This window comes from Trichocoleus desertorum AS-A10, from assembly GCF_039962155.1.
GTDB lineage: Bacteria > Cyanobacteriota > Cyanobacteriia > FACHB-46 > FACHB-46 > Trichocoleus.
Map to the genome: position 1 here is coordinate 17,210 of NZ_JAMPKN010000027.1, position 15,968 is coordinate 33,177.

Sequence of the window (15,968 nt, forward strand, 5' to 3'; positions counted from 1 at the left end):
AGGGGTTTGGCTTTTTTATGTCTATCCTTAAGTACTTAAAAGTACTAATTTTTTTCCACTGAGTGATACGGAAACTTCCACTGAGTGATACGGAAACTTCCACTGAGTGATACGCAAGATTTTTGAAACCCTTGCGTAGTAATCTTTTCAGGCTTTAGTACTTGTCTGATCATATTGATCAATTTGATCAGATCTCACTTTCTTTAGTCTAAAAATCGAGGGTGCTACTCTTTTGAGGCAGAAATGTCAGGTTTCACCCCAGAGAGCTATGTTGGTCCATCGCTTGGAAAGTAAGAGTAGCAATTTAAGTTCCTTGTTCTTGGGAAACCCGACACCTGCCTCTACACCTAGCCTTCAAAAAACCCAGTCAGGTCGGTTCTCCCAAGCCGCCGCAGATCATGTTCAAGAATGGCAAGAGAGTGGCGTTGACCTCGGCATTATTGCGCTCAACGTTGAAACCCTCACCGACACGGCTACCAGCAGTTACGCCGATAGTCTTTTCCCGATCGCCGAGCGACTGAACTGGAACATTACCCGCTTCGGGCAAAAACCCCGCTCCCACCTGCGCGGTTGGTGGGTCAGTGGAGTTGACCCGCTCAACCGCTGGCAACCAATGGACTGGGGCCGCTTCAAACCAGATGCTGCTACCCCGGTCCTGGATCGCGCCAAAGGCAAGCCTGCCAAGTACCTCAGCCCCAGCCTCGGTCCTGGCTCGAGTCGCCTGGTCCTGCTGGATGTCCCGCCCCATATCTGGAACCAAGTCGCTCAGCGCTACAACCTAGCGATCGCCCCCGAAGATCGCCCTCTCGGTTTCTGGCACTGGGTTTGGGAGAACAACGTTCCCGTCATGCTCACCGAAGGCGAGAAGAAAGCAGGTTGTTTACTGACGCAGGGATACGCCGCGATCGCCCTGCCCGGTATCTTTAACGGCTACCGCAGAAACCCTCAGTCGCTTATCCCCGAGCTCGCTCACTTTGCCACGGCTGAGCGCTCGGTTTACATTTGCTTCGACTATGAAACCAAACCCAAAACCATTCGAGACCTCACCCTAGCCACCACCAAACTGGGCAAGCTGCTGGAGCGTGCCGGATGCGTGGTTCAGGTGCTCTCCCTTCCCGGTCCGCAAAAAGGCGTGGATGACTTGATTGTGGCTCAGGGGCCTCAGCCCTTCGCTGCCCTCTATGACGCTGCCCTGCCCCTGCAGTTCTGGCTCGCCTCACAGCTTTGGTCACTAACTTATCAACCCACCCTCACCATAGACACGCCTTACCTGGGTGAGCTGCCCTACCCCAGTTCCGGTTTGGCCTGCATCAAAAGCGCCAAGGGTACTGGGAAGACGACGGCGCTCCAGTCTTTGATTCGCCAAGCGACCCACACCGGACGGAAAGTTCTGGTCATCACCCACCGCATCCAGTTAGGTCGTGCCATCTGCGACAGCCTCGGCATTGACTGGATTGAGGAGGTGAAGGAATCCGATACCCAGGGCTTGCTCGGCTACGGACTCTGTATTGATTCGCTGCATCCCACTTCCCAAGCTCGCTTCAATCCCCAATTCTGGAAAGGGGCGATCGTCATCCTCGATGAAGTCGAGCAAGTGTTATGGCACGCCCTCAACTCCAGCACCTGTTATGAGCAGCGAGTCAAGATCCTAGAAACCCTCCGCGACCTGGTGCAGGTCGTACTGGGCAGTGGGGGCCTCATCATTGCTCAAGATGCTGACCTCTCAGATGTCAGCATTGACTATCTCCTAGGCTTAGCTGAAGCCGCGATCGCACCTTGGATAGTGGTGAACCAATGGCGACCCGAAACCGGATGGGCCGTGTCGTTCTACGACACCAAGAACCCAGCGAGACTGATTGCGCGGATGGAAGACTTCATTGCCCAGGGAGCCGTATTCGTCGCCCTGGACTCCCAAAAGGTCCGCAGTCGGTGGAGTTCTAAGAACCTCGAAACGTACCTGCAATCGCGCTACCCAGACAAACGGATTCTCCGCATCGACTCTGAGAGCGTCGCAGACTCCCAGCACCCCGCCTACGGGATGGTGGAACGACTCAATCAAGCCATCACCGGCTACGATATCGTCCTGGCAACCCCAACCATTGGCACTGGTGTCTCCATTGATGTATGGGGGCATTTCAAAGCCGTGTTTGGCATCTTCCAGGGCGTGACCCCCGATGCCGAATCCCGGCAGGCCTTGGCCCGAGTTCGAGAGCCGGTCCCTCGGTTCATTTGGGCAGCCCGATTTGGTCCAGGCAAAGTGGGGAACGGCAGTTGCAGCTATCAGGACGTGATTCACTCCACCACCAAAGCAGTGAAGTACAGCATTACCCTGCTCAAGGAAGTCGATTTTGACCTTGACGCCCAAACCGACCCGATCACGCTGCGGAGTTGGGCCAAGATGGCAGCCCGCGTGAATGTATCGCTGTGGAGTTACCGAAACGAGTTCCGCAATGGCTTAGTGATGGAAGGACACCAAGTCACGACCGTCACCGATGACCTGCTTCAGCCACTAGATGAGACCGTGGCAGAACAGGTGGTTCAAGACATCAAAGGGATTCAGGAAATGAGTTGCCTGAGAGAAGCAGAGGCGATCGCCTCTGCCCCCGTCATCAGCGCGAGCGAGTATGAGCGACTCAAAGACCAGCGGGCTAAGACTGCAGATGAACGCCATGCTCAACACAAGTATGAGTTGGAGCGCCGCTATGCCATTCCCATCACCCCGGAGCTGAAGATTAAAGATGATGAGGGCTGGTATGCCCAACTCAAGCTGCACTACTACCTCACCCATGACCCCGCCCTGGTCCAGTTGCGGGACCTCAAGGAATGGCAAGGACACCTCGAACGCGGTGACGGCAAAGTAGCGTTACAGGATGTGCGCCTGCTCACGGCTCAAGTTGAAACGCTGAAGGCGCTGGGGGTGCTCAACCTCCTAAATCCAGAGAAATCCATACGAGCCAGGGATGCCGATGTGGAGCAGCTCCGCCACCACGCGGTTCAGTACTCGCATGACCTCAAAGCGGTTTTGAATCTCACCATTTCCGAGAAGATGACGCCGATCGAGGTTGTACAGGCCTTACTGGGCAAATTGGGGCTGAAATTAACCTGTATGGGACGCGATGTCGCCCCCGATGGCCGACGCGGGGGCACCAGAGTTTACCAGTACCAACCCCCCGAGGATGGGCGAGAGACCATCTTTGCCCAGTGGCAACAGCGAGATACCCCTATCCAGCCCACCCAAGGAGGGTTAGCGCCTTCCATAACGATTGCGATCGCTCCCTCTGATCCACCCCCTGATATATATGTTTCAAACCAATCGGCAGGTGGCTCAAACGGAGTAGAGACAGCATTAAAAGGAAACCTTCAAATCAAAGGATCTCAGACAGGAGAATGCCTTACACCGGAGCAGGCAAGCGGCAGAAAAAGGGAAGAGGATAGCCCCCAGGGACCAAGAATTGAGGTTGGGAGTTTGGTGAAGCGGGTACAGCAGGCTTGCTACTGGATTGTGAAGCGATTAGAGGGAGCCACTGCCCGACTCGAGTATCCTCATGGCACAGAGGAAGGTACAGTGCCCTTGAATGAGCTGAGGCTGGTGGGTGAAGAGGGGATTCCTTAAACTTACTTAAATGTTCTCGCCTTACGCCTCATGGGAGTAGAGGATTCTAGAGGCAGGGAATTCCTACTTTTCCCAAAAATATCCGAGCTTTTTAATATTGAAAATTCTTCACTATCCAAAGCTAGACAGAGTGAATATTCTTGCATGGAAACTTCAGCTACTAATTCAGTCTCTCTCCCATTGAGACACACAGTAGGGTTAAGGGATTAAACAATATGGAGCCTAGAGACATCATTGTACGTCCAGCTCAACCGGAGGATAAAACCGCTGTTTTGAGCTTCTGTCGCCATACCTGGTCTCATGAAGAGGACTATATCGACGCTGTTTGGGATCAGTGGCTGGCAGAGCCTTGTGGGCAGATTCTGGTAGCTGTGTTTAACGACCAGCCGATCGGCATAACGCGAGTCGTACAACTATCTGAACAGGAAGGATGGTGGGAGGCATTACGAGTCGATCCGCAGTACCGAGGGCAGGGGGTAGTTCGTTGTTTAGACCCTGCAATCGAGCACTATTTTCAAACCAAGAGCATTTCGACCATTCGCTGCTGTGTGGCCAGTTGGAATAGTGCTATGCCAGAAATCTTCAAGCGACGGGGTTATCAACCGATTGCCTGTTATGTAGAGCATTCTGCGGAAGCGATCGCAGCACCGATTGAGCCACTAAGCCAACTCCAGGAGAGTGACTGTGAAGTTGCTTGGCAATTGATCCATCAGATTCACGGATCGCCCCCTCTATTTGTCTGTCGAGGTGCTAAATGGCAAACGCTCACGTTTGAGCAGTTACAGGAGCGATTACGGGTTGGAAAAGTTTGGGGGTACTGGCAGGATCACGAGTTACAGGGCTTGCTGATTCAAAGTCATTTGGAGAGTGCTGATTCAACATTGTGGGTCGGGTTCATCGCCGGAACTGTTGATAGTCTTCCTGTTTTGCTACAAAAGACGAGACATCTGGCAGTTCATCTAAAGTATCCCAAAGTCAGTGGTTTCTTTCCAAAGACGAATCATCTGCTAGCTGGACTAGAGCAGGCAGGCTATCTTGCTTCTCCAACGGATGAATTCTGGGTTTACGAGAAGAGGCGGGAGTGACCTACCAACGAACAATTGGTGAGTGACTAAAGGGAACAACACAACCTCATACTTTGCAATTGGCAGAAATTTTTGAGATTTCTACATTGCTAGACTTTTAGACCCTGCCTGTTCGCCCGCGATCGCTTCTAATCGGGTTCTATCTTGCTCTGACATCGAGAGCGTGATTAATTGCCTCATAGTCATAATGCAGCTCGTTTAGATGCTTAGTCAGAAAACTGGGCAACCTAACTTTGGAGCAAAACGTCTTCAAGAAAACAAGACTACTTACTTCCCTCATCAAAGATTTGGACGGAGCGGCATCAGATCACCGTTTGTCAAGGAATAAAAATGACATCTGCGATTCTCGAACCTGGGCAAATTATTCGAGTTCGTTCACGCCAGTACTTGGTTGAAGACGTGATTCCTTCCGTTTCACCGACAGGTGATACCAGGGTGCGGTTAGCGTGTCTTGAGGATGATGCTCAAGGTGACACGCTAGAGGTCTTTTGGGAACGCGAAATTGATGCTCAGATCCTTGAGGCTTCGTCTTGGGAATCGGTTGCTAGTCGAGGCTTTGATAATCCCCGTTATTTTTCGGCTTACCTGCACGCCCTCCGGTGGAATTGTGTCACGGCTACGGACCCGAAGCTATTTCAAGCTCCCTATCGAGCTGGGATTGAGGTAAAGGCATATCAGCTAGAGCCTCTACGAAAAGCGCTCAGAATGCCACGAGTGAATCTGTTTATTGCGGATGACGTAGGACTCGGAAAAACAATCGAAGCGGGTTTAATCCTACGCGAAATGCTGCTGCGGCAGAAGATTAAGCGAGTCGTCATCTCCTGCCCGCCCTCGGTGGTACGCCAGTGGAAAGATGAGATGGAAAGCCGCTTCGGTCTAACGTTTATCGTTTACGATCGCGACTTTGTTGCTTCCAAGCGACGAGAGCGGGGCTATGGCATCAATCCCTGGAAAACCCATACCCGCTTCATCATTTCCCATTCGCTGCTGCGGGACGAAACCTATGCGGCTCCTTTGCGTGACTGGCTACAGGATTTTTCAGCGGGGTCGATGCTGATTTTGGATGAAGCCCATAATGCGGCTCCTGCCAGTGCTTCTCGCTATGCGATCGATTCTCAATTGACCCGAACGATACGTGACCTTGCCCCTCGGTTTGAACACAAACTGTTCCTGTCTGCCACACCCCATAATGGGCACTCCAACAGCTTTGCTGCCCTGCTAGAAATTTTAGACCCACAACGGTTCTGTCGAGGAGTACCGGTTCGCAGTAAAAAGCTGCTCGACGCAGTAATGGTGCGGCGGCTCAAGCAGGATTTGCGAGAAATCAATAGTGCTGACTTCCCAAAGCGAGAAGTTATTCCAGTAGTCATTAAGGGTTTGCCGGAAGACTCGCCTGAGTTGAAGCTGGCTCGGTTGCTCCAACAATACCGAGCTTGTCGGGAAGAGCGATTGCAGGATGCTCCCAAAGCCACCCAGACGACTGCGATGTTGGTGATGACCTCTCTCCAGAAGCGTCTGCTGTCCTCAATTGAAGCCTTTGCCCGAACGTTAAGAGTTCACCGTAAGGCAACTGAGCGGCAAGCGGAACAGCAACCAATTACTCAACGAGGCTTAACCCTCCTGCAAGAGTCTCCAGGCGCAGATGATGATCGAGCAGACTTGGATGAAGACGAAGTGCTGCATGAAGAAGCCACCCAAATGGAGAAGGCAACTCAAGCCTCTGGTGCAGCTATTTCACAGCAGGAGTTAGACCTGTTGGAGGCGATGACCCAGATTGCGGAAAAGGCGCGTCATCAGCCGGATAGCAAAGTTAAAAAGCTAGAAACCTGGATACGACAGAATCTGTGTCCCTCCCTGGGAACACCAGAGGCAAAGTGGCTAAATCGGCGGGTCCTCATCTTTACCGAGTACACCGATACTAAGCGCTACTTGGAGCAGCAACTTGGAGCCATCATTGCCAACTCCCACCGGGAGCACGATCGCATTGATACATTCCACGGGGGAATGGGGGAAGAACGCCGGGAGTACATTAAACAGGCATTCAATACTGACCCTGCCCAACATCCTTTAAGAATTCTGATTGCTACTGATGCTGCACGGGAAGGGGTAAATCTCCAGAATTATTGCGCGGACTTATTCCATTTCGATGTGCCCTGGAATCCCAGTCGGATGGAACAGCGGAATGGGCGGATCGACCGTAAACTTCAACGCGAACCCGAAGTCCGCTGCCATTACTTTGTGCTGTCTCAACGGGTAGAAGATCGGGTGCTCGATGTACTGGTGAAAAAGACCAAGCAGATCCAGGAGGAACTGGGGAGCCTGTCGCCAGTAGTTGAGAAGCATGTGTCTCAGCTACTAGACAAGGGCATCCGGCAGGCTGATGTACAACAGCTAACAGAAGCGATCAACTCAGCTGACCAGGCAGATGGGGAGTCCAAAGAACGGGGTGGGGCAATCAGAGAAGAGTTAGAAGCGATTCGGCAGCGGCAGGACAAACTGCGGCAGCAGCAGGTGGAACTGGAAACCATGCTCAGGGATTCCAAGCTGTGGCTAGGGCTAGACGATCGCCATTTCCGCGACACCTTATCTGTCTCCTTAGAACTCATCGGGGCTGAGCCACTGAAATCATTGCAGGCAGCAGCGCTAGTAGAGGAAGAGGGTAGCCAGTGGTCTGTCCCAGCCTTAGACCAGCAAGCGGGAGCCGATCCAACCTGGGCAACCACACTGGACACGCTACGGGCTCCTCGGCAAAAGACGCAAAAGCTCTGGGATTGGCGCAAAGAAGCACCAATTCGTCCAGTGGTCTTTCGCGATCCTGGTTCTCTTGATGGCAAGGTCGTTCACCTACACCTGGAGCATCGCATCGTCCAACGACTGCTGGGGCGATTTCTCTCTCAAGGCTTTTTGCACGACGAGTTGACTCGTGCTTGTGTCTGTCGAACCGATGACCCGATCCCACGGGTGCTAATTCTGGGCAGATTATCCCTATATGGCGATCGCGCTGCCCGACTTCATGACGAGATTATTTCAGTGGCAGCAGACTGGATTGAGCCAGAAACGCGAGGGAGAGGACGGTTACGGCCCTTAAGTGAAGGCGAGAAAAAAGATGTAATGCAAATTCTGGAGGATTCGCTGGCACATCCTCGCTTAAGAGAAGTGCCACCTGCTTTGGTAGAGCGGCTTAAGCCCCATACTACACGCGATGTAGAGGATTTGTTGTCTCACCTAAAGCGCCGTGCCACAGAGCTGAGCGATCGCGCTAAACGCAAGTTGGAGCAACGGGGTGAAAAGGAAGCGGCAGAAATGAAAACGTTGCTAGAAGAGCAGCGCGATCGCATCTTGAAGCAGTTTCAGCAATACGAAATCCAGCAGCTGTCCTTATTCAATCCCGAAGAAATGCGGCAAATCGAGGCCGATCGGCGGCATTGGGAGGTCAGGATCACTCAGCTAGAAACAGAAATTTTGACTGAGCCAAAGCGAATTCAACAGACGTATCAGGTCAAGGCGGAACGCATTGAGCCTGTGGGAATTATTTACCTGTGGCCTGTGTCGAATTGAGGAGAGGGAACAATGGCAACTGATTTAGACATCCTCAGACACAAAGAATGGTTGGGTCTGCTACAACCTGTGGGTCTGGTCGTTTCACCGCCAGCATTGATCAAAGCGCAAGCAGTGATCGATCGCAGCAGACCGGTCGATCTACAAGATCGATTGTTAGCAGTCATTTCAACAGATCCTATTCCTCGTCATCAGGATGACAAGATCGCCTGGATTGAGAACTTCCCAGCATTTACGCAAAAGATTTTTGGGTGGCGCGATCGTGACCTCATCGGCGCATCCAACCAAGATGACTTGCCAGAAGAGGTATCGGTGTCTTTGCCCAGTTACGGGGAGGTATTGAAGCCGACGTATGCGGTTCGTGATCCGGACAGCGATCAGTGGGTTCTTTTGATTCAGGAAGTTGCGCCGGGGTTGCCTTTTGATGAGGATGATCCAGCCACTACAAACGGGCATGGCTGGCAAGCCAGCATTCAAGCTAAGTTTGAGCGGTTGCTGCGGGAGACGGGCGTTAATGCAGGACTGCTGGTAAATGGGATAGAGCTTCGGTTGGTCTACGCGCCTAAGGGGGAGTCTTCTGGGCATCTGACCTTTCCAATCCAAGCGATGACGGAGGTGCCGGGGCGGTTGATCTTGGGTGCGCTCGATCTGCTGCTGGGGGAGGATCGGCTGTTTAATGTGCCTGAAAATCAACGATTGAAGCGGCTGTTAGAGGATAGCCGTAACTATCAAGCAGAAGTTTCAACCAAGCTGTCGGGTCAGGTTTTAGATGCGCTGTGGGAACTGCTGCGAGGATTTCAGGCGGCGGATGCGGCAGTGAATGAAAAGATCCTCAGAGAGCTAGCTGAAACTGACCCACAGCATATCTATGGAGGACTGATCGCCACTTTGATGCGGTTGGTGTTTCTGCTGTATGCCGAAGATGAAGGACTGATGCCAGATGATGAAGTGTATCAGCGCAACTACGCGGTGTCGGGGCTGTATGAGAAGTTGCGAGAGGATGCAGGCAACTACCCGGACACAATGGATCAGCGGTATGGGGCGTGGGCGACGCTGTTGAGTCTGTTTCGTCTGGTGTATGACGGGGGTGGACCCACCGAAGAGTACCTTCCGGCGCGGCATGGGCAGTTATTTGACCCCGATGAGTATCCGTTTTTGGAAGGTCGCCCGATCGCTTCTCACTTTGCCACATTCGGCAGAATTGAAGCCCCTCGCATCTCAGATGGGGTGATTTGCCGGATGCTGGATAAGCTGCTGGTGCTGGATGGGGAGCGGCTGTCCTATCGTGCCCTTGACGTTGAGCAGATTGGCTCGGTCTATGAGGCGATCATGGGTTACGAGGTGGAGATTGCCCACGGACGATCGATCGCCGTTCGCCCGAAGGATGTGGTGGTTGATGTAGACAAGATTTTGGCAGCAAAGCCAGCCGATCGTGTTAATCTCCTGAAAACGGCAGAGTGTGAACTGAAAGGGGCAGCCCTGAAGGAGTTGAAGGAGGCAAAAACCGCAGAAGACATTGCCGCTGCCATTGGTCGGCGGGTTTCACTGCGAACCCCTAACTTGTTAGCGGCAGGCAGTCTGTTTTTGCAACCGGGAGAGGAACGGCGGCGATCGGGATCTCACTACACACCTCGGAAGTTGACGCAGCCGATCGTGGAGAAAACGCTGGAACCTGTGCTGAAGAATTTAGGAGAGCATCCCACACCAGAGCAGTTGTTGGATCTGAAGGTGTGCGATCTGGCGATGGGTTCTGCGGCGTTTTTGGTGGAAGCCTGTCGGCAGTTGGCAGACAAGCTGGTGGAAGCCTGGAATTATCACGGGAAGCCTGCGGATCTGCCGGAAACGGTGGAGGATGTGGTGGTAGCGCGGCGATTGGTGGCGTATCGGTGTTTGTATGGGGTGGATAAGAATCCGTTTGCGGTGAACCTGGCGCGGTTGTCGCTGTGGTTGGTGACGCTGGCAAAAGACTTGCCGTTTACGTTTTTGGATCATGCGCTCAAGTGTGGTGATTCGTTGGTGGGGTTGACCAGAGCGGAGATTGGTAGCTTTGGGGCGAGTGCCGCCTATGAACCGACGTTTTTTGAAGACCACAAGCGGTTGATCAAGCAATCGGCAACGAGGGCTCTGGCATATCGACAGCAGATTCAAACCTCGGATACGCGGACGGATGGGGATGCGGAGGCAAAACAGGCATTATTGCAGGATGTGGATCGGACGCTGAAACCTGCTCGATTAACTGCAAAAGTTGCAGTTGCTTCTTTTTTTGCGGGTGACAATGCCAAACAACGGCAAAAATATCGTGAGGAATTTGGCGGTAAGTTGATTGGTTATGAGAAGGAATTGGTAGATGAATCAGAGATTCAAGCAATTGCTGCCAGATTAACAACGGGAACCAAGGCAATACAGCCGTTTAACTGGGAATTAGAGTTTCCTGAAGTGTTTGAACGAGAGAATCCAGGATTTGATGCGATCGTAGGTAATCCGCCATTTTTAGGTGGTAACAGGATATCTACGGTTTTCGGGCATACATATCAATCCTGGTTCATAACACAGCACGTTGAATCTCATGGTAATGGAGACCTTGTTGCCCACTTTTTCCGACGAGCTTTTAATTTGCTTCGCAAAGATAGAACTCTTGGTTTAATTGCCACAAATACTATTGCTCAAGGAGATACACGCACTACTGGTTTAAGGTTCATTTGTAATAATGGAGGCACAATTTACAGGGCATATAAGCGAGTAAAATGGCCTGGATTAGCAAGCGTAGTAGTAAGCGTTATCAATATTTATAAAGGATCATATCAAGGAACCAAAATACTCAATGGAACAGCTGTTGATGTGATTACAGCCTTCTTATTTCATACAGGTGGAAATAATAATCCTACTGAATTAATTGAGAATTCTAGAAAGAGCTTCCAAGGCTGTAATACTAGTGGACAGGGATTTTTGTTTGAAGATAATTCCATTGATGCGACATCAATTGGAGTTATGCATGAAATTATTAGCAGTGATACCAGCTATTCAGAAGTTATTTTCCCATACGCCAGCGGAGCAGAGATTAACGCTTCCCCATCATTCACACCTAAACGCTATGTTATTGGTTTTGGACGAATGAGTCTTGAGGAATGCAGAGAAAGATACCCTCGGCTTGTTGCAATTGTCGAATCTAAGGTAAAACCAGATCGAGAGAGTAGACCTAAGAATTCTCAATCTGAAGCATTAGCTAAACGATGGTGGCAGTGGCATACAGATCGACCTAGTCTCAAGGAGGCTAGTCATTCGCTAGATAGAGTTCTAGTCATTTCCAGAGTAAGGTCAGAAGCTTTTGTTTTTTTACCAACTTCTATAGTCTGTTCAGAACAGCTAGTAGTTTTTGCATTTAGTTCATATTCTGCCTTCGCTGTTCTCCAATCTCGCACCCATGATATTTGGGGACGATTTTTTAGTAGTACTGCATTAGATTTACTTCGCTATACTCCATCGACTTGCTTTGAAACCTTTCCCTTTCCTCCTAACTGGGGAAACGATCTCACCCTCGAAGCCGCAGGCAAAGCTTACTACGAATTCCGCGCCGATCTAATGGTGCGCCACAACGAAGGACTCACTGCTACCTACAACCGTTTCCACGACCCTGACGAAACCAACCCCGACATCCTCAAACTGCGCGAACTCCATGCCCAGATGGATCGTGCTGTCCTCGATGCCTACGGTTGGACAGACATCCCCACCGACTGTGAATTCCTGCTCGACTACGAAGACGACGACGAAGGCACTAGCAAACGTAAGAAACCCTGGCGCTACCGCTGGCCCGAAGAAGTCCATGATGAAGTCCTTGCCCGCCTGCTGAAACTCAACCAAGAACGGGCTGAGGAAGAGAAATTAGGTCGTACCCCCCGGCGTAAAGTTGACACCAAAACCAAAACGTCAGCTCGTGCGTCCGCTACTGCTTATGGTGATTTGCCTCTGTTTAACAGCGCAGAGGAAACCACCAAGCCATGACCTCTACGAATTCAGTCGCTACCTCACCATTCACAAAGTATCAAAAGCAATTCCATCAGGCTCTTGGTGATGAGATTAAATCCTTACGAAAGTTAGGTGGACAAACCACCACCATCACCGATGGTCGCCATCTTGGTAAGCGGAGTGGCAAGCACCTTTATTCCTTCACCACAGACACCGAAATTCGCTTTCCTGACGATACGCCAGTTGATCTCGTTCATCAAAAACAACGCTATCCGGGAATTCTGTTGTCGATCGAAGGTTTTGATCTCCTCATTGCCATTGAGAAAAACATTGGTGAGCAGGTGCCATCTGCCCGGATGACAACCGAACCCTGGTTTCTACTTCAGGAATTACAGAAACGCCTCGATACCGCGACCGCTAGCAAAAACGCTAACCGCCAACTCGCCGTAGACTTGCTAAGCAGCTCAACCAAATCTGCCTCAACTAACAACAGTCAATTTAGTGACTTTGCCCCTCGCATCGAAGCTCAAATTCAACAGACCCTTAAATATAATTCCTATCAAGCCGAAGCCATTACTCATACTCTCCAACATCCAGTGAGCTTTATCTGGGGGCCACCTGGAACCGGAAAAACGAGTACGCTTGGGCTGACGGTTGCTTCTCTGGTTCATGCAGGTGAATCTGTTCTAGTACTCGCCCACAGCAACACAGCGGTAGATGCCGCGATGAAAAGCCTTGGTGAATACCTCTGCCAATCTAGCTATTACAGAGAAGGCTTGATCCTCCGCTTTGGCATTGCGACCCCTGGTACTTACGATAAATACCCTTTACTAAATATTCGGGGCATTGCCAAAAAACAAAATCCTCAACTGATTGAAGAGATTGAGACTCTTGAACAGCAGAGAAGAGAGCTGGCTCGACAATCTCGTGCCTCTAATTTAACCACTCTCCAAAAGAACAACCTGCAAGAGAGAATTGCCCAAATTCGGGAAAAGCTGCAACCTCTGAAACAACAATTACGCCAGAGGGAATCTGAGCTAGTCCGAAAAGCAATGGTGGTCGGTTGTACTCTGTCGAAGGCCGCGATCGCCCAGGAGATTTACGAACGCCAATTTGACGCAGTCATCATTGATGAAGCCAGCATGGCTTACATTCCTCACTGTGCCTATGCCGCAACATTAGCAAAACGTCGTATCGCTATTTTTGGTGACTTCCGCCAACTAGGCCCCATCTCTCAGGCTGACACCGACAATACTCAAACTTGGCTGCAACGCGACATTTTTGAAGAGTCAGGCATCATCGATCGCGTTAACCGCGAGCAACCCGACGATCGCATGGTGCTCCTCCAAACTCAATATCGGATGCACCCCACCATTGCCGCAGTCTCCAACCACCTCTTCTACAGTAGTTGGCTTAAAGATGGCGAGACAGTGCAAGCTGATACACAGGCGATCGTCGATGCTCCACCAAACCCAGGGAAGTCCCTCATCTTCTACGATCTCAGCGGTGCTTTTGCCTTTTGCTATAGCGACCAAGAAAACCACAGCCGCTTCAACCTCATCTCTGCTCTCATCGCCGCAGACATTGCCTATAAAGCCCAGCAAGCAGAAACAGAAAGTATCGGCATCATCACACCCTATAAAGCTCAAGCTCGTCTACTGCATCGCATCTTAAAAGAAACGAAACAAGAACAAGTCAAAGCATCAACTGTTCACCGCTTTCAAGGATCTGAGCAGCATTTAATCATCTTTGATGCGGTTGATAGCACTCCCCAGAAAAAAATAGGAAAGTTGCTACAAGGCGGCCCCCAAAGTACCGCCGCTCGGCTTGCCAACGTTGCCATTAGCCGTGCCCAAGGCAAATTTATTGGGCTATTTAATGACTCTTTCCTACGGCAACAGCTAGATTCATTCAATATCTTTCGCAAATTTAGCGATCGCCTTCGCAGTAGCTCTCAAGTTCTACCTTTAATATTTACCGATGCATCCAATTCTGTTCCCTGGCAATTTGCCCTGCCCGGTGTCACGATCTATCCCAATCCAACCGCCGCTCGGCTGGCCATCCAGGAGGATCTTGCTGCTGCCCAACATGCCGTTGCGATTGACTGGCCCACACGGCTCTATCCCGCTCAACATTTCTCTCTAGCATCGCTGCGATCTGGACTGAATGTAATTGTGCGTGGCTCAGAAGCAGCATCCATTGTTAATGGCTTGCCTAACACCCGAGTATGGCGCGCCGATTCTTTTAGCAGTATGGGCATTGTTGGCATTGATCAGAAAACTCTCTGGGTATACACCAGTCCCAATGCCCAAGTTCCTGTTTTCAAAATCAACCTTTCCAACACAGTAAATCTTCTTTACACCTTTTTTCAGCTCACTCCTTCCGATAGCGGAGCAAGTGTGGCACAAAAGCTCGCAGGCGATCAAGCTCCATTTGGCTCCTGTGAACTTTGTGCTCAGCCCCTCTGGCCCCAACCTGCTCAAAATCGATATTCTCATCCCCGTATCACTTGTGTCAGACATCCCCACCAGGGACGAAACATGAATCGGCAAGACGCAACTCTTTATGCCCAATTCATGGGACGCACCTGTGAAGCCTGCGGTTCATCCCTGCGTGGTGCACAAAGTGGAGAAACAGGACAGATATTCCTCACCTGTAGCCGTTCTAGTTGCAATTGGAAACGTGGACTGAACGATCTGATCTGAAAGCTTCTACCAGCTTTGTTACTGCAACCTTTGCCTTTCAACTAACTATTTTCCTTAAGCTGGCTCCATTTTTCTTCATAGAAACCGATAGCAGTGTGAATCCTTTAAAGACAAAGGGAACCCTAGAAAAGAACAAAAATCTTTTAGAAGAATAACTGCTATTGCTGTTTTCTCAAGGGGTTTAGTTTGAGAGTACACACTACCTTTTACTCATGCAGGCAACCAATCAGGTTTCTCTTTGGTTAACCTCACTTCAGCATCAGGCAGCCAAATCTCTTAGCGTCTTGCTGCTAGTAAGTTGGGCATCACTGCTGACTGTATACACCATACAGCTTCAGCATTCCTGTAAACCTCTTCTGGAGTGGACAGACCTTTCAGCAAAAGGATGTCCACCAGAAATTTCAGATAGTTTTGGATCTTCTCAACCTACAGAAAAAGCTTCAGAAGCTAATCGTCAAACGACAAAAGCGGTTACAAGGACTGTATCCACTGAACCAAGCCCCCAAAAGGGTGAGGAAGAGAGCAGTAGTAATAGTGCTTCATCAAATTTGGTAGGGATGGCTGCTGGGTCTATAGCAGTAGTGGGTCTAGCTGTGATGGAAACTCCAATTGTGATCGCGGCTGGAGTCGGAATTATTGTGTGGTTAGCTGCAAGCACACTTCTTTCGTCTGGCAGTTAAGCAGCATGGCCGAAAACCTTGTTCAAACTATTTAGAGAGAAACTATGGAAAATCCCTCAAACAGCATTCAGTGGTCCACGATAAAGCTTGCTTGGCTTAGCCTTCCTATATTTATGACTCGGATTCTGAAAGCCGGGTTTTTCCTTCTCGTTTTCGGAGCCGTCTTTATCGTATTGATCAAATTTAATGTCGTTACAGATCACGTTATTCCTCAAGGTCCTGATCCATTGTCACTTGCAGGCGGTGCAATTGTGCTTGTGGCACTGACTTTAATAGGGGTACCTCTAATACCTGCTGCCGCTGCTGGCGTTGCTGCTTGGTGGCTATTCCAATCCTTTCGCTAAGAAAACAAATTAGGACTAAT

General features: G+C 50.6%; 7 protein-coding genes. All 7 read left to right on the top strand.

Annotation, left to right across the window (positions count from 1 at the left end; all coding sequences use genetic code 11):
- The first annotated feature begins 319 nt into the window (after window positions 1–319).
- The 7 genes from NDA01_RS23465 to NDA01_RS23495 all read left to right on the top strand — a co-directional run bounded on the left by NDA01_RS23465 (window position 320) and on the right by NDA01_RS23495 (window position 15,948).
- Entirely contained in the window at window positions 320–3,613 is a 3,294-nt protein-coding gene (locus NDA01_RS23465) for a plasmid replication protein, CyRepA1 family (RefSeq protein WP_348229883.1), read from the top strand.
- Window positions 3,614–3,828: 215 nt separating this feature from the next.
- On the top strand, window positions 3,829–4,698 hold the full coding sequence (locus NDA01_RS23470; RefSeq protein ID WP_348229884.1) for a GNAT family N-acetyltransferase: 870 nt from the start codon (window positions 3,829–3,831) through the stop codon (window positions 4,696–4,698).
- Window positions 4,699–5,028: 330 nt separating this feature from the next.
- Window positions 5,029–8,256, top strand: coding sequence for a DISARM system SNF2-like helicase DrmD (gene drmD / locus NDA01_RS23475; protein ID WP_348229885.1), 3,228 nt, complete (start codon window positions 5,029–5,031; stop codon window positions 8,254–8,256).
- Window positions 8,257–8,268: 12 nt separating this feature from the next.
- Window positions 8,269–12,255: an Eco57I restriction-modification methylase domain-containing protein gene (locus NDA01_RS23480; RefSeq protein ID WP_348229886.1), complete on the top strand. Its 3,987-nt coding sequence runs from the start codon at window positions 8,269–8,271 to the stop codon at window positions 12,253–12,255.
- Window positions 12,252–14,924, top strand: coding sequence for a DEAD/DEAH box helicase (locus tag NDA01_RS23485; RefSeq protein WP_348229887.1), 2,673 nt, complete (start codon window positions 12,252–12,254; stop codon window positions 14,922–14,924). Before NDA01_RS23480 ends, NDA01_RS23485 begins: the two co-directional genes overlap by 4 nt.
- 212 nt (window positions 14,925–15,136) lie before the next feature.
- Window positions 15,137–15,604 (top strand): hypothetical protein, encoded by a 468-nt coding sequence (locus tag NDA01_RS23490; protein ID WP_348229888.1) that lies wholly within the window; start codon window positions 15,137–15,139, stop codon window positions 15,602–15,604.
- 44 nt (window positions 15,605–15,648) lie between these two features.
- Window positions 15,649–15,948 carry a hypothetical protein gene (locus tag NDA01_RS23495; protein ID WP_348229889.1) on the top strand — a complete coding sequence of 100 codons (300 nt, stop codon included), beginning with the start codon at window positions 15,649–15,651 and terminating at the stop codon, window positions 15,946–15,948.
- Window positions 15,949–15,968: the final 20 nt, after the last annotated feature.

What these genes read in the sequence shown, in the direction of transcription:
- NDA01_RS23480 (WP_348229886.1), top strand. Translation starts at nt 8,269, where the DNA reads ATGGCAACTGATTTAGACATCCTCAGACACAAAGAATGGTTGGGTCTG.
- NDA01_RS23485 (WP_348229887.1), top strand. Translation starts at nt 12,252, where the DNA reads ATGACCTCTACGAATTCAGTCGCTACCTCACCATTCACAAAGTATCAA.
- NDA01_RS23490 (WP_348229888.1), top strand. Translation starts at nt 15,137, where the DNA reads ATGCAGGCAACCAATCAGGTTTCTCTTTGGTTAACCTCACTTCAGCAT.
- NDA01_RS23495 (WP_348229889.1), top strand. Translation starts at nt 15,649, where the DNA reads ATGGAAAATCCCTCAAACAGCATTCAGTGGTCCACGATAAAGCTTGCT.
- NDA01_RS23470 (WP_348229884.1), top strand. Translation starts at nt 3,829, where the DNA reads ATGGAGCCTAGAGACATCATTGTACGTCCAGCTCAACCGGAGGATAAA.
- drmD (WP_348229885.1), top strand. Translation starts at nt 5,029, where the DNA reads ATGACATCTGCGATTCTCGAACCTGGGCAAATTATTCGAGTTCGTTCA.